This is a genomic window from Lysinibacillus sp. FSL L8-0312 (assembly GCF_038003285.1).
GTDB classification, from domain to species: Bacteria; Bacillota; Bacilli; order Bacillales_A; family Planococcaceae; genus Lysinibacillus; species Lysinibacillus fusiformis_D.
In genome coordinates this window covers 568,838-589,706 of sequence record NZ_JBBOOV010000001.1, presented here as the reverse complement: position 1 = coordinate 589,706, position 20,869 = coordinate 568,838, and the positions used below count along the sequence as shown (strand labels likewise).

The 20,869-nt window shown below is 33.3% G+C and carries 30 protein-coding genes and 1 pseudogene; 7 read left to right on the top strand and 24 right to left on the bottom strand.

Annotation, left to right across the window (positions count from 1 at the left end; genetic code table 11):
• Positions 1 to 392: 392 nt before the first annotated feature.
• Positions 393 to 1,310 (bottom strand): hypothetical protein, encoded by a 918-nt coding sequence (locus MHI22_RS03140; protein ID WP_340811017.1) that lies wholly within the window; start codon positions 1,308 to 1,310, stop codon positions 393 to 395.
• 21 nt (positions 1,311 to 1,331) lie between these two features.
• Positions 1,332 to 1,478, bottom strand: a complete 147-nt coding sequence (locus tag MHI22_RS03135) for a hypothetical protein (protein ID WP_340811016.1) — start codon at positions 1,476 to 1,478, stop codon at positions 1,332 to 1,334.
• Here MHI22_RS03135 and MHI22_RS03130 point away from each other — a divergent pair.
• Complete coding sequence (locus tag MHI22_RS03130) at positions 1,473 to 2,222, top strand: TatD family hydrolase (RefSeq protein ID WP_340811015.1); 750 nt, start codon at positions 1,473 to 1,475, stop codon at positions 2,220 to 2,222. The two genes, MHI22_RS03135 and MHI22_RS03130, sit on opposite strands and share 6 nt — an antisense overlap.
• Before the next feature lie 966 nt (positions 2,223 to 3,188).
• On the opposite strand, the gene MHI22_RS03125 is transcribed toward MHI22_RS03130, so the two are convergent.
• The 5 genes from MHI22_RS03125 to MHI22_RS03105 all read right to left on the bottom strand — a co-directional run bounded on the left by MHI22_RS03125 (position 3,189) and on the right by MHI22_RS03105 (position 6,302).
• Positions 3,189 to 3,596 (bottom strand): type II toxin-antitoxin system HicB family antitoxin, encoded by a 408-nt coding sequence (locus MHI22_RS03125; protein WP_271913237.1) that lies wholly within the window; start codon positions 3,594 to 3,596, stop codon positions 3,189 to 3,191.
• A gap of 823 nt (positions 3,597 to 4,419) precedes the next feature.
• Complete coding sequence (locus MHI22_RS03120; RefSeq protein WP_271913235.1) at positions 4,420 to 4,605, bottom strand: type II toxin-antitoxin system HicA family toxin; 186 nt, start codon at positions 4,603 to 4,605, stop codon at positions 4,420 to 4,422.
• A gap of 177 nt (positions 4,606 to 4,782) precedes the next feature.
• On the bottom strand, positions 4,783 to 4,932 hold the full coding sequence (locus MHI22_RS03115; RefSeq protein WP_340811014.1) for an IS3 family transposase: 150 nt from the start codon (positions 4,930 to 4,932) through the stop codon (positions 4,783 to 4,785).
• Positions 4,933 to 5,067: 135 nt separating this feature from the next.
• Entirely contained in the window at positions 5,068 to 5,727 is a 660-nt protein-coding gene (locus MHI22_RS03110; RefSeq protein WP_340811013.1) for a hypothetical protein, read from the bottom strand.
• Positions 5,728 to 5,867: 140 nt separating this feature from the next.
• On the bottom strand, positions 5,868 to 6,302 hold the full coding sequence (locus MHI22_RS03105) for a membrane lipoprotein lipid attachment site-containing protein (RefSeq protein WP_340811012.1): 435 nt from the start codon (positions 6,300 to 6,302) through the stop codon (positions 5,868 to 5,870).
• Between the two features lie 516 nt (positions 6,303 to 6,818).
• Here MHI22_RS03105 and MHI22_RS03100 point away from each other — a divergent pair.
• Positions 6,819 to 7,151, top strand: a complete 333-nt coding sequence (locus MHI22_RS03100) for a hypothetical protein (protein WP_340811011.1) — start codon at positions 6,819 to 6,821, stop codon at positions 7,149 to 7,151.
• A 200-nt stretch (positions 7,152 to 7,351) separates the two neighbouring features.
• Here the strand turns inward: MHI22_RS03100 and MHI22_RS03095 are convergent, their stop codons facing one another.
• The 6 genes from MHI22_RS03095 to MHI22_RS03070 form a co-directional block, all read right to left on the bottom strand.
• Positions 7,352 to 7,783: a hypothetical protein gene (locus MHI22_RS03095; protein ID WP_340811010.1), complete on the bottom strand. Its 432-nt coding sequence runs from the start codon at positions 7,781 to 7,783 to the stop codon at positions 7,352 to 7,354.
• Positions 7,784 to 7,908: 125 nt separating this feature from the next.
• Entirely contained in the window at positions 7,909 to 8,106 is a 198-nt protein-coding gene (locus tag MHI22_RS03090) for a hypothetical protein (RefSeq protein WP_036122627.1), read from the bottom strand.
• Between the two features lie 472 nt (positions 8,107 to 8,578).
• Positions 8,579 to 8,812 (bottom strand): DUF3953 domain-containing protein, encoded by a 234-nt coding sequence (locus MHI22_RS03085; protein WP_340808896.1) that lies wholly within the window; start codon positions 8,810 to 8,812, stop codon positions 8,579 to 8,581.
• Between the two features lie 173 nt (positions 8,813 to 8,985).
• Positions 8,986 to 9,546, bottom strand: coding sequence for a DUF4256 domain-containing protein (locus tag MHI22_RS03080; protein ID WP_340811009.1), 561 nt, complete (start codon positions 9,544 to 9,546; stop codon positions 8,986 to 8,988).
• Positions 9,547 to 9,564: 18 nt separating this feature from the next.
• Complete coding sequence (locus MHI22_RS03075; protein WP_340808894.1) at positions 9,565 to 9,852, bottom strand: RNA polymerase alpha subunit C-terminal domain-containing protein; 288 nt, start codon at positions 9,850 to 9,852, stop codon at positions 9,565 to 9,567.
• Between the two features lie 225 nt (positions 9,853 to 10,077).
• A complete protein-coding gene (locus tag MHI22_RS03070; RefSeq protein WP_170829801.1) occupies positions 10,078 to 10,236 on the bottom strand; it encodes a hypothetical protein in 159 nt (52 codons plus the stop codon).
• Between the two features lie 241 nt (positions 10,237 to 10,477).
• Here MHI22_RS03070 and MHI22_RS03065 point away from each other — a divergent pair, with 241 nt between their 5' ends.
• Positions 10,478 to 10,627 (top strand): YjcZ family sporulation protein, encoded by a 150-nt coding sequence (locus MHI22_RS03065; protein ID WP_082673667.1) that lies wholly within the window; start codon positions 10,478 to 10,480, stop codon positions 10,625 to 10,627.
• A 195-nt stretch (positions 10,628 to 10,822) separates the two neighbouring features.
• Entirely contained in the window at positions 10,823 to 11,029 is a 207-nt protein-coding gene (locus MHI22_RS03060; RefSeq protein ID WP_340811007.1) for a hypothetical protein, read from the top strand.
• A gap of 35 nt (positions 11,030 to 11,064) precedes the next feature.
• Here MHI22_RS03060 and MHI22_RS03055 read toward each other — a convergent pair whose 3' ends face one another.
• The gene (locus tag MHI22_RS03055) at positions 11,065 to 11,445 is read right to left on the bottom strand and encodes a hypothetical protein (RefSeq protein WP_340811005.1); all 381 of its coding nucleotides are present in this window, start codon (positions 11,443 to 11,445) and stop codon (positions 11,065 to 11,067) included.
• Between the two features lie 8 nt (positions 11,446 to 11,453).
• Positions 11,454 to 11,582 carry a hypothetical protein gene (locus tag MHI22_RS03050; protein ID WP_255358776.1) on the bottom strand — a complete coding sequence of 43 codons (129 nt, stop codon included), beginning with the start codon at positions 11,580 to 11,582 and terminating at the stop codon, positions 11,454 to 11,456.
• A 462-nt stretch (positions 11,583 to 12,044) separates the two neighbouring features.
• Between MHI22_RS03050 and MHI22_RS03045 the strand changes: the two genes are divergently transcribed.
• On the top strand, positions 12,045 to 12,683 hold the full coding sequence (locus MHI22_RS03045; protein ID WP_340811004.1) for a hypothetical protein: 639 nt from the start codon (positions 12,045 to 12,047) through the stop codon (positions 12,681 to 12,683).
• 207 nt (positions 12,684 to 12,890) lie between these two features.
• Positions 12,891 to 13,184 (top strand): hypothetical protein, encoded by a 294-nt coding sequence (locus MHI22_RS03040; protein WP_036122660.1) that lies wholly within the window; start codon positions 12,891 to 12,893, stop codon positions 13,182 to 13,184.
• Positions 13,185 to 13,254: 70 nt separating this feature from the next.
• Here the strand turns inward: MHI22_RS03040 and MHI22_RS03035 are convergent, their stop codons facing one another.
• From MHI22_RS03035 to MHI22_RS02995, 9 genes and pseudogenes are all read right to left on the bottom strand, one after another.
• Entirely contained in the window at positions 13,255 to 13,875 is a 621-nt protein-coding gene (locus tag MHI22_RS03035; RefSeq protein ID WP_340811001.1) for an HAD family hydrolase, read from the bottom strand.
• Positions 13,876 to 13,890: 15 nt separating this feature from the next.
• Entirely contained in the window at positions 13,891 to 14,286 is a 396-nt protein-coding gene (locus tag MHI22_RS03030) for a pyrimidine dimer DNA glycosylase/endonuclease V (protein ID WP_036122666.1), read from the bottom strand.
• A gap of 201 nt (positions 14,287 to 14,487) precedes the next feature.
• A complete protein-coding gene (locus tag MHI22_RS03025) occupies positions 14,488 to 14,742 on the bottom strand; it encodes a hypothetical protein (protein WP_340812693.1) in 255 nt (84 codons plus the stop codon).
• Positions 14,743 to 15,222: 480 nt separating this feature from the next.
• Positions 15,223 to 16,497, bottom strand: coding sequence for an ATP-binding protein (locus tag MHI22_RS03020; RefSeq protein ID WP_340810999.1), 1,275 nt, complete (start codon positions 16,495 to 16,497; stop codon positions 15,223 to 15,225).
• Positions 16,490 to 17,401, bottom strand: coding sequence for a tetratricopeptide repeat protein (locus MHI22_RS03015; protein ID WP_340810998.1), 912 nt, complete (start codon positions 17,399 to 17,401; stop codon positions 16,490 to 16,492). The genes MHI22_RS03020 and MHI22_RS03015 overlap by 8 nt, the downstream gene beginning before the upstream one ends.
• Positions 17,402 to 17,420: 19 nt before the next feature.
• A complete protein-coding gene (locus tag MHI22_RS03010; protein WP_089932270.1) occupies positions 17,421 to 17,870 on the bottom strand; it encodes a hypothetical protein in 450 nt (149 codons plus the stop codon).
• Between the two features lie 37 nt (positions 17,871 to 17,907).
• Positions 17,908 to 18,624, bottom strand: a pseudogene (locus MHI22_RS03005) (tetratricopeptide repeat protein); the annotation flags it as partial.
• 12 nt (positions 18,625 to 18,636) lie between these two features.
• The gene (locus MHI22_RS03000) at positions 18,637 to 18,789 is read right to left on the bottom strand and encodes a hypothetical protein (RefSeq protein ID WP_244504817.1); all 153 of its coding nucleotides are present in this window, start codon (positions 18,787 to 18,789) and stop codon (positions 18,637 to 18,639) included.
• Between the two features lie 17 nt (positions 18,790 to 18,806).
• On the bottom strand, positions 18,807 to 18,998 hold the full coding sequence (locus MHI22_RS02995; protein WP_340810995.1) for a hypothetical protein: 192 nt from the start codon (positions 18,996 to 18,998) through the stop codon (positions 18,807 to 18,809).
• Between the two features lie 908 nt (positions 18,999 to 19,906).
• Here MHI22_RS02995 and MHI22_RS02990 point away from each other — a divergent pair.
• Entirely contained in the window at positions 19,907 to 20,842 is a 936-nt protein-coding gene (locus MHI22_RS02990) for a bile acid:sodium symporter family protein (RefSeq protein WP_340810993.1), read from the top strand.
• The last annotated feature ends 27 nt before the right edge of the window (positions 20,843 to 20,869 follow it).

The following is a 20,869-nucleotide window of genomic DNA, read 5'->3' as shown; positions in this document are numbered from 1 at the left end:
AGCTTTATAGTTATAAACGTAGATATACTGCTCAACAGCTCGGATCATTTCGTCTTTAGATTGATCTTGTGAAAGTTACAAACACTCGCTTTTAAAATGTGAGAAGAAGGATTCCATGCAGGATTATAGTGGCAATTACCTTTATGAATGGCTACCCATCATCACCCAAACCTTTACTTGCGAAATCTTACAAACATTGTATTTTTATGCTATCTTTTGCATACCTTTCTTCTCCCGCCAAATAAGCCTGTACTACTTCTCCAACTCATTTGAATGCGTATCTTTTTCTCAAGATAGAAAAAACCCCCTTTAAGGAAAATGTTATCTACAGCGGACTGTAAGTATTGTAACATTGTCTACAAAAAAGGGGATCAGCTCAAATTAATGAGTTTTTAATCAAAAAAATCATTCTTTTCATTCTCATTCAATAGATATATTCCTGTATCTGTTTGAATAACAAATTGATTTTTATATTTTAAAAATTCAAATGGTTTAGAATTCAGAGCAATATATGGATCAATTTTCCCACTGTTAGGATTTAAAGTTGCAATGCGTTTATTTTCCATATCACAAATATAAAATCCTTCATTAAGATAATAAATATATTCTGGGTATTGTAAACCTATAAGCTCATTTTCACAATAAATTACATGGAGATCATCATTTATAGCTTCTGGATTTCGTGCAAGTTCTACATCAGTAGTATAACGGTAGATTTTTTCTATTTCAAAACTCGGAAATCTATATTTTACAACAGAATTCATAGTCGGGGATACACTCCAGACTGCTTGTCCATCTGAACAAATATTATGTAATGTATCATAATAGTCAGAGGTTTCCAACAAAATATATTGCACAAGCTGATCATGCTCATTAAAGTGCAATATGATATTATGAGGCCAGAGAAGACAAATCGTTTCATTTCGTATAGCACATGTCATAAAATTAGTAACATCAGAAAAAATATTATTTGGTATTATATCAAAATCGTAGTTATCTCCCCAATCCTCACCATACGTGTTATTATAGTATTCACTAAGACTAATTAACTTTCTTTTTCCTCCTTCACTTATCCAACATTTTGCTATACTTTCTATATATGAATAGTTTGATACTTCCAATTGACTAGATATAATACCCCATCTATTATCAAATTTAATTTTCGCATACGATTCTCTTGATATTTCTTTTATATCTTCACCATTATATTGATAATAGTAAGTTTTATTCTCATCTTCAGAAAAACTTGCGAAAGATAATATATTTTCATTTTGTGTAAGTGAATGTCCGTTCAAATGCAATTTTTTCATGAAATTTTCATCCTCATTTTTTTAATCGATAATCAAATTTGCCCCTGGTTTAGGCTGACTTACCGCACGAAAGAACATATCAAAACTCTCTATTTGACCATCTTTATTAACAAAGCATCTTACTTCGGCAGGTTGATTATTAATATTTGTCCAAATTTGATTATGCAAGGTACATGGAGAAATATGCCCCTAATTGATACACATGTCCATATTGATTTTTATCCTGATCCAATGAAAGTTGCTCTAGAATATGAATCCCTAAAGATTTACGCAATGTTTGTGACAAACTTGCCTGAAATATTCAAGAAACATTCATCATCATTTAAAAATTTTAAATATGTACGACTTTGTATCGGTTATCATCCTCAGGTTTCAAGTGAATATAAATTTAATATGGATTTATTTTGTGATTACGTACAAACAACAAGGTATATCGGGGAAGTCGGTTTAGATTTCCAAGACTCTGATGAAGTAAACAAACAAGCACAAATTAATGCATTTGAATATATTACATCAGAAAATTTTAACAAAGGGCGAGTATACTCTATTCACAGTAAAGGTACAGAAGATATTATTTTAAGCATTTTGAAGAAAAATAATGTGAAGCATGCAATATTCCATTGGTATAGTGGTAAATTAACAACCCTAGATGAAATTGCAAAACAAGGTTATTATTTTTCTGTCAATCCTAAAATGCTTTACAGCAAAAACGGTCAAAAAATTTTGAGCAGAATTCCTAAACACTTAATTCTATTTGAAACAGACGGCCCATTTGCACGTTTGAATAGAAAAATTTTATATCCTAAAGATTTAAAATATATATATTCAGAATTCGAAAACCAAATTCCTGATTTTGAAAACATTGTATTCAAGAATTTCCGACGACTCTTAATTGAAAAAGATATGTTCTAGAGGCTGGGACAAAAGAAAAAATGTTAGACCATTTACAAGTTTGGTCTAACATTTTTTTGCGTTATTAGAACACATATACTTTAATAAATCACAAAAATAACATTCATTTTTTGCTTTTTCTCAATAAAATGAGTTATGTCCCAGCCTCTTTATATAAATTGGACATTTTTAAAACACACCAACTTAATTTTTAAAAAATAGCTACACATCGAAGTATTCAATAGTTTTACTGGGCCGATAATAGCCAAGTGCTCTTTTAAATAGATAATGCATGCATACTAGATTATTATTACTACTTAAATGACTCTATTCTAATATTCTATAATTAAAAATGAAGGTCTACATGATGTCGCTAAGCGTATATAAACATTAAGTTGCCTTACTTATGTATGCTTGATTGTGGCAAGAATCATCGTACAGATACTCCTATTAAACTAACATCAGAAACATTACAACAAATACCAATGGCATATAGATATTGTGAAATAAAGCTGATTGAAACGGCAGTTTTGAGATGATCTCTTTATAAACCTGCATTAAAAGTGCCTTTACTTAACAACCCATCATTACAGCAATGTTATAAGTCTCTCCCCAACTTCAATGAGCAAGATATTGAGAAACTAAAAAAACAATTTGTGATGTAATTTCTAAACTTGGTGACAACGAGTGCATTTCTTTCCAAACAAATAAATCAACTTGGCGTTATACTAGTGAGGTTCTCGGTAACCTTTCTTAATTAAACACAAGTTTAAAAGAATACACAATTCCCTAAATTATGTAATTACGAAAAGAACAACAAAAGATAATAGAGCCTTTGCTACTATCCAATGTTGTTCTTCAGTGTACTCTAGAATTCTATCTAAAAGAAATTAGTTTAAATTATTTTTACTATTATTTAATGTATCACTATTGTTCCAGTTTCGTTTTTTTTAAGAAACTTTAGATATGCTATTCTCAAGCATTTTATTATTTAATATTTAACTCATTTTTCAATGCTTTTTGAAGTAAAGCAGAAAAATTAATATTATTTGCTTTACCTAATTGCACCAAATAATTTGGCAAAGTTACCATCTTATTTACAGTTTTTTGATCTTCTCTCTTTCTTGCAGCATCCGTATCTGCCTCTATATATTGAATAAAATCTTGTTCATTTATATTATGTCTAAATTCATGGTAAGCTGAAGCTTTTGGTATATCATCTTTGTCATCTTCTAAAACTAACAAATATCCTTCTAAAGCATCTCTTGCCATATTAATGGCTGCAGCCACGTCCTTTCCAAATGTCACGCACCCTGCCAAATCAGGAAAGCTCACGTTGTATACTGACGACTCTTCTTCCCATTCAAAGTATGCGATATACATATATTTAGGCATATTTTCTCTCCTCATTATTTAGATATCTGTATTTTAATTTAAGTCTTTGTTTAAATTAAGTATTTATCAAATTCTGTTTCTTCTTAAAAACACATATTAAGTATTCAAAATTTGTAGGATCAAATTTAATGTTATTTGAAAGTTCTTTAGGAGTTTTATTATTTAAATCGATTTTAATTTTATATTTTAGTATTAGCAATAACTATAATCTCAACATAAAAATAAATATATATACGTATATTTAGACATATTATCTCTCCTCATTATTTAGATCCCAATATTTTAATTTAAATTCTTTTTCTTGGTTAAATTAAATAATTCTCAAACCACATTCCTTCTTTAGCATACATTTAATTTACAAAATTCATAGAATCTTATGTCATAATAATTTATTAATTCCTCAGGATTTTTATTTTTATAAATCGATTTTAATTTAATAATTAGTATATAAATATTAGCAATACATATAATGTTGAACAAAATTTTATTTTTTATCTATCAACTATAATCCCACATAAATATATACGTATATTTAGACATATTATCTCTCCTCGTTATTTGATAAAATTATATTCTTTCTTTAACATACATTTAGTTTACAAAATTTAAATTTATAGGATTTCAAGTCACAATTTTAAGTTCTCTAGGATTTTTATTTTTATAATTTGATTTTAATTTTATATTTAAATATTAGCGATAAATATAATGTTGAACAAAATTTTATTTTTCATCTAATATTATAAACTCAATAAGAAATTATATATTTTAATCTATCCATATATCACCTTCTTTCTATCTCTTAAATTTCCATCGGACAGGAGGCTTATTTTGATAAGCCTGCCTGTTGCAAAATTCTATTAAGAGTTTTGATTGGTATATCTTTTTGAGGGTGTGGTACTGTAACAAGACCTGATTTCGTAGGGTGCTTAAAGTGATGGTGACTACCATTAATACGTTTTAACACCCAGCCATCGTCCTCAATTTTCTTAATCACCTTTAGAGAACTCATATTATGCTCCTTCCTATATGTATTTTCAAAATTCTGCAAAACAATTAATATATGTTAAACATATATTATATATATATTAACATACGTTTTTACATATGCCAATTAATAGATTAAACTCCTCAAACGTCCCCTTCCCTTGATAACTGACTGGTATGTCAACACTAAACTTACCAAAAATCACAAGATCTGTTGCTCGAATTCTACTGGTGATAAATGCCCTATCATTCCGTGAATTCGAATGTTATTGAACCAATAGACATAATCATCAAGTTCAAGAGTAGAGAAATGTCTTCCGCTAGCGAATTCTGCATTAAATAGCTTAGACATCGCTTCAGTCACTGCGTTATCACAAGGGCATCCCTTAAACTATTTACACATTAATCCAGTTTGCAATGTTCGTATATTGTTCATTCCTTTGGATAAAATAAAAAGAGGACAACGAAAGATATCAGCGTATCGCTATTATCTTTCGTTGTCCTCCAGATTGCTAATAGAACTTTCTTTATACGTGTAAATATCCAAAAAAATCATACTATAGGCAATACTTATGGTTAGAATAAACCAAATTAAAGGCATCAATGCCTCCTCGTCAATACTTTTCACAAAAAAAACACCGAGAAAAGTTGGTACCAGTGTTAACCACAATATTATAACAGAAAAAATATCCTTAGTTTTTTGATTTGATTCAACAAATAAATAGAAAAATTTATAACTACTAATTTTACTATTTAAAAATTTACTTAGATATTTTAAAATCAATAAAGAACCAAAAAATGTTAAAAATAAAGTTATTATTATTAAAGTAATATATTCGATATCATTATTAATTGTAATCCCTGAATCACTTAATGCATTTTTTAGTTTAATTCCAATTTTATAAAAAAAATCATATTTATAGTAAAAATACATTATTTTCAAAAATATACGGTTGATAGTAAAAGTTACTCCTACAGTAATCATTAGTGTTCCAGTAACAATAATACATCTTTTGTTTTTCATTCTATAATTTTCAAAATACCTTTTTGCTTCTCTAAGTATATATTCATGAAATAAAGATAAGATTAATAAGAATAATAAAGCACATAGTATATCAATCTCTCCCACTATAAATGATATAGCCAATAGAAAAACTAATATATATGTAATCAAATTAAAACACTTTCCCTTCTTTCTACTTCACCAATCTTATCTTACCTGAACTGGATGCAAATGCATTTATTAAAGAGGTAATAGAAACGGGATAGGATTTGGTGGATTCTTGATTATTTTACGTTAACATCAAAAACAAATGTTTCTTTTCCTTTATCCCATAGAGTATTAAGTTCAGAAATATAATACCCTTCTTTAGATGGCATAGTTATTTTTTCATCTTTAATCTCAACATTTTCAATTGTGCCATCTTCATTCATTTTAGTTGCGTTAATGGAGATAGGATTCTTATCAATTTTAAACTTTAATATATCCCCTTTTTCGACTTCTAATGTTTCAAAGTTATCTGCTATTTCGCTAATATCAGAAGAACCTTTTAGGCTTACTTCATAATCCCCGTTTTTCCATTCATAATTACTTGAAATCATAGTGTAATGCTCATCATCAAAAATAACTTTACCTTCTGGTTGTTTATGAACACTGGTTGGAAATACATTGCATCCGGTCAAAATAATAACTAGTAGTATTGGTAAAACTATTTTATTCATTTGACCACTCTCCTTTTTTACTGAATTTCCCTACATTGAATATATCACAGCATACTTACTGCTAAAATTTTGTAAACATGAGCACAAAAGGTAGTATATATAAGCATATTACAAAAAATTATTGTCTGGTCTTTTATTAGCAATTAGTTGTTTGTTATTTTAACAATGATTTTTTCGCAACAGAATCAATAATTACGTTAAATAAGAAAATATAGTAAGTTTTATATACAAATGCATAAAGACATACTTATTATTCAATTTCATGAGTTTTAGAGAGAAATGCGAATTTTTTTGTGTAACGGATAATTATTTTATCTAGGGTCGTTATACATCCAAAAATGGAATTTATACAATCGATATTACTTTTTCATCAAAACAAAAACGCCCAGGCTCAAATCAATTCAATAAATGTACATATTTGTCTATAAAATATGTACAGACACTAAATTATTCCAGATTTTGTTCGATAACAAAATGGATTCATAAATTATTTAATAGAAAGGAGTAAATTCAATTATGATCTCTTCTCAATTTTCAAACATGCAATATTTAATGGCACGTCGGTCTTCATCTAAGTACTATGGGTTAACAAAACAGACTGGCAATGAAGCTAATAACACCTCTACAAAGGGTCAAGAGAGAATTAACAGTGTGAGTAAAATTATTGAAGAAAGCAAAACCTCCAGACTCTCTGCGAAACAGATTGAAACACTTAAAAGTGCTGCTAAGGATGGTTTGTTAGGCTCTAGTGCTAAAACATTAGGACCATGGGGGAAATACAATCTCCAAAAAATTTTATCAAACACTAAGCACAATTCAACATTAAACGCTTATCGACATTCAATCTAATTTTATTAGCGTTCAAACACCCTCCAAATAATTAGAGGGTGTTTTTAAATTTACAAAGTGGAATTTCTAATTTTCAAACCCCCTTTGAATAGCCTACATATGACTCGATTAATTAATTACTCAATCTCAAGTGTGCGGGTTTCAGGAGAAATGAACGGCGAGATGCTTGAATTGGTGTCGTTTCACACCTGTCTTATAGATTAGATCCCCAAAACAGAAATGAACTGGGTTGTTGATCTTTTTTGCATGATCCAAGATTGAAATTCCGTTATCATAGTAATTAGCTGTTGGACATTAGTATCATAGTTTTCTATGAACTCCTGCCCTGAATAGCCGTATAGAAATCCTATACCCTCTTTTAATGAATTAGGATTGGGCTTACTATTTAAAAATTGTTTCATTCTTTCCAATTCCTGATTGATTAAATCCCATATACCCATCTCTATTTCATTGAAAGCAAAATAATCGAATTTCTTGTAGTGCTTGTCGATCGCAGGCAAAATGTATCCGAAGTTGTCTTCGGTAAAGTAAATAGAAGAACTATTCCAGCATTCGCCCCTGTATTGATCTGGCAAAATCTCGATATAACATGAACCTTCGAGTGAATTCGTATCATAAATTATTTCAATCATTAAGCCTGCTCCCTCCCATTAGTGAAAGTAAAATTTATTGAGACTCTCTGATTATATCTGGTAATCTGAAACTTTCACTATATAAAAAGAGTCACTTTCCATTCAGTGGTCCTTTCACCAATTATTTAAAATTTTTCTGGTTTTACCACTTTAAAGGAAGCTACTTCCCCACAGTTTTTACAGAAAGTCATCAAAAGTGGTGACCCTACTGCCATTATTGCTCCTATAGGTCTTATATTACCTTGACTCGTCGTACCCCCAACCTGTCCAGTTGTAAAGGTATCTCGACCGCAAACCTTGCAAACTAACTTTTCATTTCCCATTATCTCACCTCTTTATGTAATTAATGTAAATTATAACATAAATCACTCCATCTCGTTACACGCTCTAGCTAACGCTGAGGATCGTGTCAGTCCATTCAAAATTTCAACATTATGTATATAATCAAATGGAAAAGGACCAAAATGTTCTTATTATTCAGTTTGTTATTACTTGTAGGGTGTAATGTGAAAACTGAGTAACAATGTTTGCATTTCCTGATGAATGGTGACGGGACAAGGGGCAAATAGTGAAGGGAATAGACAAGAAATAGGACATGCTGTGAACATCGAATTAAAAATGCCATGCAAAACGCCAACATTTTAATAGAACTTCATACAGATGAAGGACCATTATATAAACTGGAAGGATTTGATTAAGGAAGGTTTTATTTATACGATATGTATTATTTGAATGAAGAAGTGGTTCCTGCTTTAATCGAACTAATTGATTCTTGGAACAACCTTACTTCTTCCGTTAAATCAAGACAAAGCTTTGAATGGACACATAGATTGAAAATAAAAATAGCCCGATTAGCAACCACCCATAAACGGTTCTCTGTTTTTGACATTCTTGAATGCCTAAAGTGAACAAGAATAAGCCTAAGAACAATATCATGAGGTAATTCAGTTGGAAATCACGTGTGATTAGTCCAGAAGCAGCGAGAGAAATACCAATGATTGAGAAAATAATTTTCAAACAATTTAACATTACTTTCCACCTCCTTTTTAGTTTATCATACAATGTAAGATAACTAGACATTCGAGAGGCTTCTTATGTAATATTGTTTCCTTATGTTTTCAGCATTAGATGCTGACGTGAACCCCCTTTCCCATAGAAAAAGGCATGTGCTCGACCGTATATCGAACGCATGCCTTTATTTCTTAAACTCGTAATGAGCCCCGGAAGCCCCTTGCTGCGTAGTAGGATTCTGCTCCATTGTGATACATAAAGATCGTGTCATAGCGACGGTCGCAGAAGATAGCACCGCCGAGTTTTCGAATGTTGTCGGGTGTTTGTACCCAGCTCGATGTTTTTAAATCGAATTTGCCAAGCTCTTGTAGATGTCGATATTGCTCTTCTGTTAAAAGCTCAATGCCCATATCCTTGGCTACATCCATCGCCGTATTTTCTGGCTTGTGATTTTTTCTGGCTTCCCATGCTTCACGGTCGTAACATAAACTTCTGCGACCTTTAGGGCTTTCCGCAGAACAATCATAAAAAATGAACTCGTCTGTATTTGCATCATAGCCAACTACATCTGGTTCACCGCCCGTTGCTTCCATTTCATGGAGCGACCCTAGTTTTTCCATATTAGCCTCTAGCTTAGCCTGTACATTAGCCCAGTCAAGCCCTTCATGACGAGGCGTATTTTTCTCAAAACGAACTTGCAAAGTATGGATTAGTTCCTCACGTTGCTCTTGTGATAATTCCTTCGTTGTCATCTTTGTCTTCCCCCTCGCTTATTTAAATGACAAGCCCTCTTCTTCCAATGAAGATTTCATAATGGGAAAGGAGGCTGGTCCAATACCATGTATTTTTAATATGTCCTTTTCCGTATACGTAGATAGCTTTTCCAACGTATCAATGCCTTCATGTACTAAAGCGTTTCTTGCAGGTGCACTAAGTTTTGAAAGGAAGCCACTAGTTGGTTTATTTTCTTGATCACATGTAGGGCAACTTGGACAATCCGTGCTTTTGTAAAAGGTATGTCCTTTTTCACAAACTTTTAACTTTTTTTCTGCAGCCAAATTAAGTCCTCCCATCAAATCCCGCATCTAATTCTAACATACTTTACAACTCTAACTCGATTGTCAATACTATGTTTAACATTTTCTAATTGCATACTCAGTTTCGACACCATTTTAAATAAAAATGTAATATCTTTAGTAAAATTGAATAGCATTGGCTCTGAAAACAGAATAGAGGGATTCAAAAAAGGCACTATTTCGCATAAGAATAGTGCTTTTACTGTATTACTGTCTCTTTTCAACAAACAACAAAATGAGTGTTGCCAATGGACCTAATACAAGAGAAAGTAAAAACCAATTTAACCCCGATCTATTCTTCCCTTGTGCAAGCCCAGCATTTATCAACGCCAATGTGCCCCAACCTGCGAAATATTGGTTATCCATCTTCTGTCCTCCTGTTTCACTTAACTATGCTACATCTCTTCACAAATTTAATCATAACATATCCAAATAACATGCTTCCTGAAAGGTGTCTCAACAAATAAAGGGTTTTTCCTCTATTTATGTTTTATATTGTCATGTGAATCTCTGGCGAATCAAAAGAAAAAAAGCAATCATAGGGTAAATACCATTTCCCCTTTCTGCATCGATACATATTATATGTTGTAGAAAGGGGGGATTTTCAGTGGGATACAGTGGAAACGTAGGTAATATCAACAACAGCTGCTATTATGGCGGCGACTCTGGCGGTGGCGGCTATTACGGATCAACATTCGTATTAATCGTCGTGTTATTCATTCTATTAGTTATCGTTGGCGCTTCTTTCATGTATTAATCATCCCAACTAGCACCTAGAACACCCTTTTACACGCTGCTAAAGCCGTGTGAAGTCATTTTAACCATTTTATAAGGGTCGCTTTACCAGCCTAGTGACCCTTTTATATTTCAGACAGACGTGCGATAATGAAGAAGAATTAGCTTTGTAACAATATCCCACCTAACTGAAATGGCAAATTGAGGTGAACCCTACATGTTGAGAGTAATAAAAGCATTACTAGGAATCGCATTGATTATGGTTGGTCCTATGTTGATTGCCATTACGGTTGACGATACGGTATGGCTCAAAAATATATTATTAAGAATCATTGGTGTCCTGTCCATTTTACAGGGCGTTCATTTATTACATAGACAATTTCATCCACATTCATACAAAAGAAAACCCAGGAACTCAAAATAAAGAGCACTTGGGTATGCTTGATGATTTAGAAAAAATTATTCTTTCTCAAAATATTTTAGATCTAATTGAATAAGAGTTGTATTCATATCATAAAAATTTCCCGACTTAAATTTTTCCTCATGAGTAAATTCTTTTTGATTTTGAATAAATGCCAACCACTCCTTTTCTAACTCACCGCTATTCTTTCCGTAAACTTCCTCTACTTTTTTTGCTAAATCTTTCTCATTGTAGATCTGTTCAAACTTTTCTAGTCCGTAGGTATCAATTAAATATTTTGTAAATGAAGCCGCATGTGTGTAGCTCAGCTCCATAAGGATTTGATTCTCTTTTATATTTGAAAGTTTTGGGCGAAAATAGGCATCATCTTGATTTGGATCAATTAACTTACTAATAGGAATTAACTTGTCTGAATCCATATAATGCTTCATGTATTTTTCAAATATAATTTATTTTTTCCATATTGATCCTCCATATAACTCGCAAAACCCTCTTGCGTAAAATAGCCATGGTCAGATCCAAAATTATTGCCATAACCAAGTAAAGAATGTGTCATTTCATGGACAAGTGGATATATATCTTCTTTAACGCCAGTTAACTCGATTTTTGATGCTACGCCCCATGATTGACCGTCAAATAGTTATCTTGTCAGATGGCACATAGGAAGTATGTATGGATTGCTGAATGTTATCATACGCCTTAAGGATTTCATCTTTTAAGATAGCTACTTTTTCTTTTGGAACGTTGATATATTTTTAATCTCAAAAGTTATTTTACCATCCTTTGTCACCACAATATTTTCATCGTTTTTTTCTTGTATTTGCTCTTTAGGTTGAACGGTTTCCGCTGTACAGGCTGTTAATAGCAAAGTACATAGAAGGATTGTGCCATGTTTACCTCCTAAAAAGTATTTTCCAGTTTATACGAGACTTAAAATCCAAAAGTTTAAAAAGAAAAATAAGGAAAATTAGACAAAATTATTTATACTATTATTAGACAAGGCAAAAAGGAGGACTCCATGAGCAAAAGTAAATATATCCATTACAACCCACGCTATGGCTGGGATTTAAATGATGATGCACATTTGGAAATGTGGTTATTCGCCAAAGCACAACGTAGACAAGTAACTATTCTCAGCTATGGATGTGACTTAGATCATCACACCATTAAAAAAATTGTTCGGCATTACCTCACTACGGAAAAACCTGACGCAGCAGAAGACACACTAGAAATAAGATATGATACATATGATGCTAATTCAAATCTTCATACAGAGAATCAATACTATTTTGAAACCTATTTCATCAGTGAAAACACATTAGCTGCTTTTGTCCAAGCGCTACATCGATTGCCTGGTACACATATTCGCTGTGGATTTAATGTGCGGGGACATTTTGAAGTGAACCTAAATGGTGTAGAATTTTCTACACGTGTATTAAAAGCTCTTGATTTTCCATCTATGTACAAGGAAGATTTAATCGGACGCTATCTTTTATTTATCGATACAGAATCACCTGACAATGAAATGATTCGTCACAAAATACACTTGCTCCCCAAAGAGTTGCAAAGTCTTTCTCTTCCTTTAGATAGCTCATTGCTACAGCGGGAACGTTTAGTAAAAGACTGGATAACAGCCATTCTTCGATACGAAGTGTAAATTTTAGCTTACTCAGGATGATGGTCTATAAAACCAAGTAATCTTATCATATAAATAGTAGTGTTAAGCGAATTCGTTTAACATGGCACCTCCCGATTTGTTACTAAGGGGCACTTCTATCGAGTGTCCCTTCTATTTTTTTGCTATTGCACACTTCAACGACATCCATTATGATAGAATTTATTCGTCATTATGGGATGTGGATTTATGTTAGAATTTATTATTAATTTCTTATCAAATACCTATGTCGGTCAACCAACTTTACATACAAGAAAAATTGATCAAAATATAGCAAGGCTACAGCACTGCGATTGGTTTCACGACATTTACCATCATGATCAATACCGCAGCCTATTTTTTGCGAATCGCCATGTCAGAAAATACCTTCAAAGTAATGTTCGGGTCAAGCGAATGATGAAGAATAAGCAAGCGCAAGAAAGGTTTCTCCAATTTTTACATAAGCAATCGAAGGGACGGGAACAAAAGAATTGTAAGCAATGAAAATCCCGAATTATGACAAAACACTCCATACCTTAAGTGTTTTGTCATAATTCGGGTGTTTTTTTCTTATCTAACTGATTGTCAAAATATCCTTTGGCTCATATAAAATGTAATCTACCTCCTCAAATCCAGTAGTGGTTTTGGCTCCCCAGAGGGCAAGGGCAAATTTGGCTCCGGCTTGCTTAGCACATTGGAAATCATAGATAGAGTCGCCAATATAGATAGCCTCTTCTGGAGCTACCTGCAATGTGTCCAGACATTTTAAAAGGGGCTCTGGATGTGGTTTGTGCTTTTCCGTATCACTAGCACTAACAATATGTTGGAAATAATCACTTAACCCAAACGGATTAAACTCATCCACTACCTCTTGAGCTGTTTTAGAAGTCACAATGCCCATTTGTAGCGATGTTTTTGCTAACTGCTTGATGACCGCCTCTAGATTTTCAAAGACGGTCACCTCGTGTGAAAAATCAAGAACCGCTGCAGACCATTTCTGATGAACAGCCTCTATGTTATCGACCTTGAGCCTCTGTAAGGCATCTTTCCCTGGGATACCTAAAGCAAATCGTAGTGCCTCAAATGAATACTCTTTTTGCGTTTCTTCCCGTAACGTTCTTTGCAATGACTGTAAAATCGCTTGCTCAGTATCCAAAATCGTCCCGTCTACATCAAAAATAATCGCTCTCAACATGAGTGTTCCTCCTAGTTAAAGCACGTTATTTACATACATGCATAATTGCTGATATAGTTCCTCTGCATAATCCTTCTGACCACGAATATATTTCTCTTTTAAATTATAAAAACAAATTTCAAGATATTCCTTATCATGATGCTGTTGAAACGGTTTCCTATCCTTTACTGGCCCCAAGCCATCAAAGTAACGATTCATTTTTTCATATGTTCTAATTTGATAACCGCGCTTCTTCATTTCTTCCATGACTTTTTCGCTATACACATACAGGTCCTCTTTAGGGTATTCGTAGACATAATTAATCAAAATATGCTGGTCTTCTTTAGCAAATATGCTATTTAGCTCTCTCCACTGTGAAAGTAGCTGCCCTTTCGGTAAATACTCGATTAAATCTACATGCCATAACCTCATTTGCCTCTCCTCTTCCCATTAATCTATCCTATCAATATGTTTTTATTATGAATATTACATTAGCAAGGTCTAGGAATTGGATTCAAATGGCGAGTCGAACTATATGCATTTATTAACTTCGAATTAACTCCCATACCTTCTTCCTTAAAAATGTTCATACTAGATTTGCATAATTCTTATATTAAAAAGTTATTCCCCCATTCAAAATGTTCTTTTATTTTTCCCCGATTTTTCGTTACCACGCTTAAAATTACCCGTAATTTTAGCTAACAATAACTGGATTTCCTTTGTTTGACCCTCCACTTTATGAATTTTTGCTAGAAGATGCTCAGCCTCGTTCTCCTTCACGATTTTAATTTGTTTACCTTCATAATAAATAACAATTGTCCCTTTTTTTGTGATTTGATAAGTAAATGGTTCTTCGTTTAGCCTATTTCGTTTATCTATCCCGCTCACAACTCCACCCCGAATTCTTTCATTCAACGAAACTCTACGTTGATTTAAATTAAACCTTTAACACAACTCCTTTTGGTTTACTATCAAATAGCAGCAACTGAGCAATCTTTATTAATAGATAAGTTCCTCTCTGCTTGTTTTTGCCAGTAAACTCTTCACCATTTCCCAGTGCCAATATGTTATTATTTACATATATTACACAATTACGAGATTTAAAGGAAACGAAAAGCTAGTTATGAATATTTGTTGCCTTTCGTCACTTTAGACATATTAATAAAGCCTACGTTCCTCATAATAATTAAATTAATTATTTCATCTGTAAAGTATGGCTTTAATGGTTGATCCATGACCGAAAATTATATTTTCATATGTAAATAAACCCTCTAAACATACATTTTGTCAAACAATGAATGTTTAGAAGGCTTATGTTAAGAGGATTTATGTTTAGTGAAATGGTCTCAAAAATGAGCGAGTGCCCATTTATATATAACGTGCATGGGCTCGGAGATATTTTTCCACGTCATTGTACAACCCTGATTGGTTTGCGTATTTGACATAATTTTTTGCTGTACGCAGCCAATCTAATGTAGAAGGCTGACGTTCTTGTAGTGCCATTACTAAATCATCGGTAGTAATCGGCCTTTCATTACCTGATAGTAATATTTCTTCTAGCACGTTTTCAGTAGCTAATTCCACTACATTTGCTATATCTGCACCTGAGAAAAATCGCGTTTTGGCTGCTAATACGGTTGTATCAACATTTTCAACGAACCTTCCCTTTAATTTCAAATTAAAAATTTGCTCTCTGGCTTTTTCATCTGGTGGCGCAACAAAGATGAGTCGATCAAATCTACCAGGTCTTTTTAAAGCACTATCAACATCCCAAGGTGTATTGGTAGCAGCCATCACTAAAACCTCATCATTGTTAGTATCCACACCCTCCATCTCCGTAAGAAATGTATCAATGATACCTCGAACGTGTGAGGTTGTTTGAGATCGGCTCATCCCGATTGTATCAACTTCATCAAAAAACAGAATGCTAGGCTTTTGGAAACGAGCTTTATCAAATATAGCTTTTAAATTTTGTTCACTTACACCTATATAAGGATCTAAGATATCTGTAATATGAACGGGATAAAAATTAGCCTTACATTCTCCCGCTGTCGCTTTAGCGATATAGGTTTTCCCACAGCCAGGTGGTCCATAAAGAAGAACGCCACCCCCGACTTTTTTACGGAACTTTGCAAACAATCCCTTGTTATAAAATGGACTAATAATACGTAAGTTAATCGTTTTCTTTAAATCCTCAAGACCAGCAACATCCGCAAAGGTCACTGTTTCGTTGACTTTTTTCATGGCTTTTTTTGTGGCGTCGCCATCAATCACCTTAAACTTCGGCTCAAGATTTTTTAATTTCCCATTTTCCACCTGAATGTCAGAACAGCCCTCTAAATGATCTTGCTCCTCCTCAGCTATTGTGGCCACATAATCATCTTCAATAGGTGATGCGGCTAGGTCTTCATTGCCATTAGGAAGGCTAGCACCCTGTTGAATTTGTGAACTAGCCTTTGTTAACTCATGAATGATGTCTTTCTGCAATGCCACATCAGTACAATGTGAGAGACCAGTAGAATAAGATTGAACCGCTTCAAGCCAACGCTGATGATCAGCAAGTTCTTTGCCAAGCCACAAATACCCTTGTGGATCATTAGGATTTTGCTCTACCATTTGTTGTAACCATTTTATTTTATCCATACTTGTAGCCCCTTATTTTTCTTAATCCCTTTACAAGAGGAAATGAAATCCATGTATATAATGCTAATGCAATATAACATTTTATAAATAGAACCGCTGCCGTATTAAAACCTAAACCTAGTAATGAAAAGTAAATGACCACTCCCATCAGCCAAATGACAGCAGTGCCTCCTACATGTTCAATGAGGCGACTAGGTGCTAATAGCGGGTGTACCGACAGTTCAGACTCCTCTAATAATTCATACAATTCTTTATCCTCAGGGTTAAGCAGAAATGCCTGTCTAAAATATTCTTGTGCTTCTTTTTCTTTGTTATGAAAGGCAGCATGGATTCCTAAGTGTAATAGTTTAGATAATTCACTATCACTTGAATTCATATATTGCTCCAATGCAAGCACTCGTTGTTTTTTAGGGCTATTAATCTCCTCTAATATAAAATAGTTACGTAATACAATACTATTTTCAGGATCCATCTCACGTGCTTTAGTAATTAATTGTTTTGCTTTTTTTCGATGCCCCATTTTTTTCATTAGAACTGCATAAGCAGCATGGTTTACAGCACTATCTGGATTGGCTCGTAATGCTTCTAGAAAAGCTTCCTCGGCCTCCTTCCAATGCTCCTTTTTCATATAAATATAGCCGAGATGATGGAAAATCGATTCTTCACAAAAACCTAAATTCAGAGCTTCCTTTAATTGCAATTCAGCTCGATTATGATCTCCCATCGCATAATGACTATAGCCTAATATATACCATAGTCGGCTGTTTTCAAGATGTTCGTCTAATACTCCATGAATAAGTTCAATCGTTTGTGCATATTTTCCTATTTCAAAATAGTGTTCTATTAATTCAAATGCTGCTTCTTCATAGTTTTCATTCATTTCTATATCTTCATGTTCAATCATTCTGTAGTAAAACTCCTTTTTAAAGCGCTAATAGGAATGCCATAGCGAGGTATTCGATAAACCCAGAAATCATACATGCTAGAAAGCCAGGCTTCCATAAGGACTCAGTTTGTCCACCAACAGCTAGATGATCTTTATAGGGCCTATTTAAAAAGGCGAAAAAAATAAAAAATCCTGCCACTGCAATAATTCGTCCAAAAACCTTTATGTAGTTTTCATCAATTGCTAGGATTCCCTGTCCGATGGCATATACCATTATTAGTTTTCCTGTAATTAGTAAACCGCTAAGAATTGTTAGTATACGTATATATTTTTTCTCAAGTTTTAGCCACTTAGCATTTTGGATACCTAATGCTGTTATAGCAATAATTCCTCCTAAAAAAGCGACGAAAAATAAATTGTTTACATTATAACTTCGTGTTCGATCCTCATTTTCGCTTATTAAGCTAGGTTGATAAATATTTTCCATTATCTCTTATCTTCATCCTTTACAATTTTTGTCTCCCCTATCTGGGACTCTTCCATTTTCTTAAGCCTTTTACAATGGGAATAGATATAAAATAATAAAGTGTTAAAAAAATAGAAAAGCCCAGAAGGTGATTGACAAAGTTATCGTTTAAAATAAACGTGTCAAGAAGGATACATAGTATAATCCACATCATTAAAACAAAGCCAATCCCGCCTAATCGCTCTACTATACGATTGGGAAGTAAAAGTGGGTGCGTTTTAATTTCCAATTCCTCTAAAGTTGCTAAAATTCCTTTATCCTCAGGTTTTATTATAAAGGCTTGGTGATAATATTCTTTAGCTTCCTTAAATCGATTATAAAAGGCAACACTCCAGCCTAGATGGATGAACTTTGCGAACTCACTATCCGCTGAATTCATATAAAGTGCTAAAGCAGTATTGTGCTTTTCCTTTTTTGCAGCCATTTCGGTAAGTAAATAGTGGTGTAAAACGACTGTGCTATTAGAATCTAATTCTAGAGCTTTTTCTAAAAATAAACTGCCTTTTTTTCTATGATCCGTCATGTTCATCAAAATAGCATACGCTGAATAAACATCCGCATCATTTGGATTATTATGTAATGCTTCCAAAAAAGCTTCTTCTGCTTTTTGCCACTGCTCTGTTACCACATAGATGCCGCCTAAAAAATAGTAAATTGCGCTCTTATCATAACCTAACTGAAATGCTTTATGAAATGGCTCTAACGCTTCTTCATATTGACCTTTGGCCTAATGACTGACAGCTAGTTTATACCACAATTCCTTATTTTCCATATCATCAGCTATTCCCTGTTCCACTAAGGCAATAACATTTGTGTACTTTCCAAGCGTAAAATAATGTTCAATAAGAGCCATAGGTGTATTTTCCTTTTCACTGTTCATGCACATGAATTCCTTCCTTAATAAGCTAGGACACCTTCTCTAAGAAAACCATCTATAAAGATGGAAAGTAAACAATAGATAATCCCTCGCCAGTACAAGGATTGTGTGTCCCCTACAAATACTAAATGTTCTTTATAAGGTTTCTTTTGAATAATGTAAAAGATAAAATAACTTACTCCAGCCAGTAATCGATTGATAAGTACATCCATTTCTGCGGACAAAGGAAGGCAAGCATAGCAGATGATAGTAGCTGTATTGAGGATTATACTGATTACTATCAGTAGTCTGATGTAATGCTTATCTAGTTTGAGTGCGTGTGCATTTATAAACCCAATGATCGTAACAGCAAGTAGACCTCCAATAAAGGCAACGATGACTAAATTATGTATGATAAAGCTTTTTGTCTTGCCAACTTTCTTACCATTTAAGCTTGATGTTTAAAGTGAATGCAAGCATACATCAGCCTCCTTCTAGTTTATTACATATCCCTTCGACATTTTGTATTATACATTTATTTATTAATATTGGAAACTATTTCTTTAAATGTATAATTTCCTACTTAGGTGTAAAAGATTGCAGTGTTTTTTACTATACTTAAATGGCAATAAGATCAGATGGAGCAAAATGATATCCCTGCTTTATTGAATTGAAATAAGGAAAACATATGGTGGTTTATATATCTTGGAGCTTCATCGTGAGGATCATAAAATCGGGCTAGGGAACGCGTGTGATAAAAAACAAAAGAGAAAAGCAACAAATGATTTTATCAAATTAGAAGATTTACTAAAGATAGCAAAAGAAATCCCTTCATATTTCCCCTACCTTGCTATCCAAATGCGGTTCACAATACTTCTTCTCTTCGCTTTTCAACTTTTCATGGCAAACCAATTCATCAACACATCCACATTTTGATGTCAAAAAGGCAAAGATTTGTTATTTAAGAAATGGCTTTTCTATTGTCAGTGAATCCCCAATTGATGGACAGGGCCGCCCCTACCCCATAAACATTAGTCATCGGCAGTATTCCTTCTGCTTTTTTTGCTACAAATACTCCTACTATTCCATGATTACTATTATAATAATGTGATAAAATCAGATAAAAAAAGAAGGTCTTTGTATGTTAGAAAAATTAAATAGATTTCTCCAAAAATACATAGCGCTCCTGACACCATTAAGTTTAATTGTAGGTGTGTTCTTAGAAAGTGTTGGACATCATTTATTATTCCTTGTGTCATGGCTATTTGCATTCATGACATTCTCAGGAAGCTTATCCATGAAATTTAAAGATGTAAAGATTTTTACCAAGCATCCTGCACTCATTTTATTCTCCATCATTTTTCTTCATCTCTTGATGCCTTTATGGGCTTATTTTTTATCCACCGTTATTTTCGATGACCATTTGTTGACGGTTGGCTTTGTCTTAGCTGTCGCCCTCCCAACAGGTGTAACCAGTGTGATTTGGATTAATATTTGTAGAGGCAATTTACCGTTAGGCTTATCGATTATTTTAATTGATACATTACTCGCTCCATTCATTCTTCCCTTCATACTCTATATCGTGTCGGGTGAAAAAATTGAATTGGATGTAGCCTCACTGATTGTGAATTTATTGCTGATGATTGTGTTACCTACGATTTTAGGCATATTGGTGAATGAGCTTTCCAAGGGCGAAATACCTAAAAAGTATGGCAAGAAGCTGGCTCCTTTTTCAAAGCTATGTTTATTTGCGGTCATCATGATTAACAGTAGTGCAATCTCAACCTATTTAAAAAATATAAACTTACAACTATTTTTCGTCATACTTTTAGTGTTCTTGCTTGCTGTGTCAGGCTATGCTTTTGCTTATCTAATTGGTCGGACGCTTTTAAAAGACGCTCCTCAAATGGCGACCTTTGTCTTTACGGGCGGTATGAGAAATATAGCTGTCGGGGTCATTGTTGCCACAACATACTTTCCAGGTAAAGTCGCTATGCCTGTTGTGTTCGGTATGCTCTTTCAACAGGTGCTAGCTTCTGTTTTTAGTAAGTTGGTGACAAAAAGCTCCGTTGTATAGACGGTGTTTTTATTTTAGATTTACATT

Bases quoted from the DNA above. Each gene is read 5' to 3' on its own strand.
- MHI22_RS03140 (WP_340811017.1), bottom strand. From the start codon at position 1,310: ATGAAAAAATTGCATTTGAACGGACATTCACTTACACAAAATGAAAAT.
- MHI22_RS03130 (WP_340811015.1), top strand. From the start codon at position 1,473: ATGCAAGGTACATGGAGAAATATGCCCCTAATTGATACACATGTCCAT.
- MHI22_RS03125 (WP_271913237.1), bottom strand. From the start codon at position 3,596: ATGCCTAAATATATGTATATCGCATACTTTGAATGGGAAGAAGAGTCG.
- MHI22_RS03120 (WP_271913235.1), bottom strand. From the start codon at position 4,605: ATGAGTTCTCTAAAGGTGATTAAGAAAATTGAGGACGATGGCTGGGTG.
- MHI22_RS03115 (WP_340811014.1), bottom strand. From the start codon at position 4,932: ATGTCTAAGCTATTTAATGCAGAATTCGCTAGCGGAAGACATTTCTCT.
- MHI22_RS03105 (WP_340811012.1), bottom strand. From the start codon at position 6,302: ATGAATAAAATAGTTTTACCAATACTACTAGTTATTATTTTGACCGGA.
- MHI22_RS03100 (WP_340811011.1), top strand. From the start codon at position 6,819: ATGATCTCTTCTCAATTTTCAAACATGCAATATTTAATGGCACGTCGG.
- MHI22_RS03095 (WP_340811010.1), bottom strand. From the start codon at position 7,783: ATGATTGAAATAATTTATGATACGAATTCACTCGAAGGTTCATGTTAT.
- MHI22_RS03090 (WP_036122627.1), bottom strand. From the start codon at position 8,106: ATGGGAAATGAAAAGTTAGTTTGCAAGGTTTGCGGTCGAGATACCTTT.
- MHI22_RS03085 (WP_340808896.1), bottom strand. From the start codon at position 8,812: ATGTTAAATTGTTTGAAAATTATTTTCTCAATCATTGGTATTTCTCTC.
- MHI22_RS03080 (WP_340811009.1), bottom strand. From the start codon at position 9,546: ATGACAACGAAGGAATTATCACAAGAGCAACGTGAGGAACTAATCCAT.
- MHI22_RS03070 (WP_170829801.1), bottom strand. From the start codon at position 10,236: ATGGATAACCAATATTTCGCAGGTTGGGGCACATTGGCGTTGATAAAT.
- MHI22_RS03060 (WP_340811007.1), top strand. From the start codon at position 10,823: ATGTTGAGAGTAATAAAAGCATTACTAGGAATCGCATTGATTATGGTT.
- MHI22_RS03055 (WP_340811005.1), bottom strand. From the start codon at position 11,445: ATGGATTCAGACAAGTTAATTCCTATTAGTAAGTTAATTGATCCAAAT.
- MHI22_RS03050 (WP_255358776.1), bottom strand. From the start codon at position 11,582: ATGACACATTCTTTACTTGGTTATGGCAATAATTTTGGATCTGACCAT.
- MHI22_RS03045 (WP_340811004.1), top strand. From the start codon at position 12,045: ATGAGCAAAAGTAAATATATCCATTACAACCCACGCTATGGCTGGGAT.
- MHI22_RS03040 (WP_036122660.1), top strand. From the start codon at position 12,891: ATGTTAGAATTTATTATTAATTTCTTATCAAATACCTATGTCGGTCAA.
- MHI22_RS03035 (WP_340811001.1), bottom strand. From the start codon at position 13,875: ATGTTGAGAGCGATTATTTTTGATGTAGACGGGACGATTTTGGATACT.
- MHI22_RS03030 (WP_036122666.1), bottom strand. From the start codon at position 14,286: ATGAGGTTATGGCATGTAGATTTAATCGAGTATTTACCGAAAGGGCAG.
- MHI22_RS03020 (WP_340810999.1), bottom strand. From the start codon at position 16,497: ATGGATAAAATAAAATGGTTACAACAAATGGTAGAGCAAAATCCTAAT.
- MHI22_RS03015 (WP_340810998.1), bottom strand. From the start codon at position 17,401: ATGATTGAACATGAAGATATAGAAATGAATGAAAACTATGAAGAAGCA.
- MHI22_RS03010 (WP_089932270.1), bottom strand. From the start codon at position 17,870: ATGGAAAATATTTATCAACCTAGCTTAATAAGCGAAAATGAGGATCGA.
- MHI22_RS03000 (WP_244504817.1), bottom strand. From the start codon at position 18,789: ATGAACAGTGAAAAGGAAAATACACCTATGGCTCTTATTGAACATTAT.
- MHI22_RS02995 (WP_340810995.1), bottom strand. From the start codon at position 18,998: ATGGATGTACTTATCAATCGATTACTGGCTGGAGTAAGTTATTTTATC.
- MHI22_RS02990 (WP_340810993.1), top strand. From the start codon at position 19,907: ATGTTAGAAAAATTAAATAGATTTCTCCAAAAATACATAGCGCTCCTG.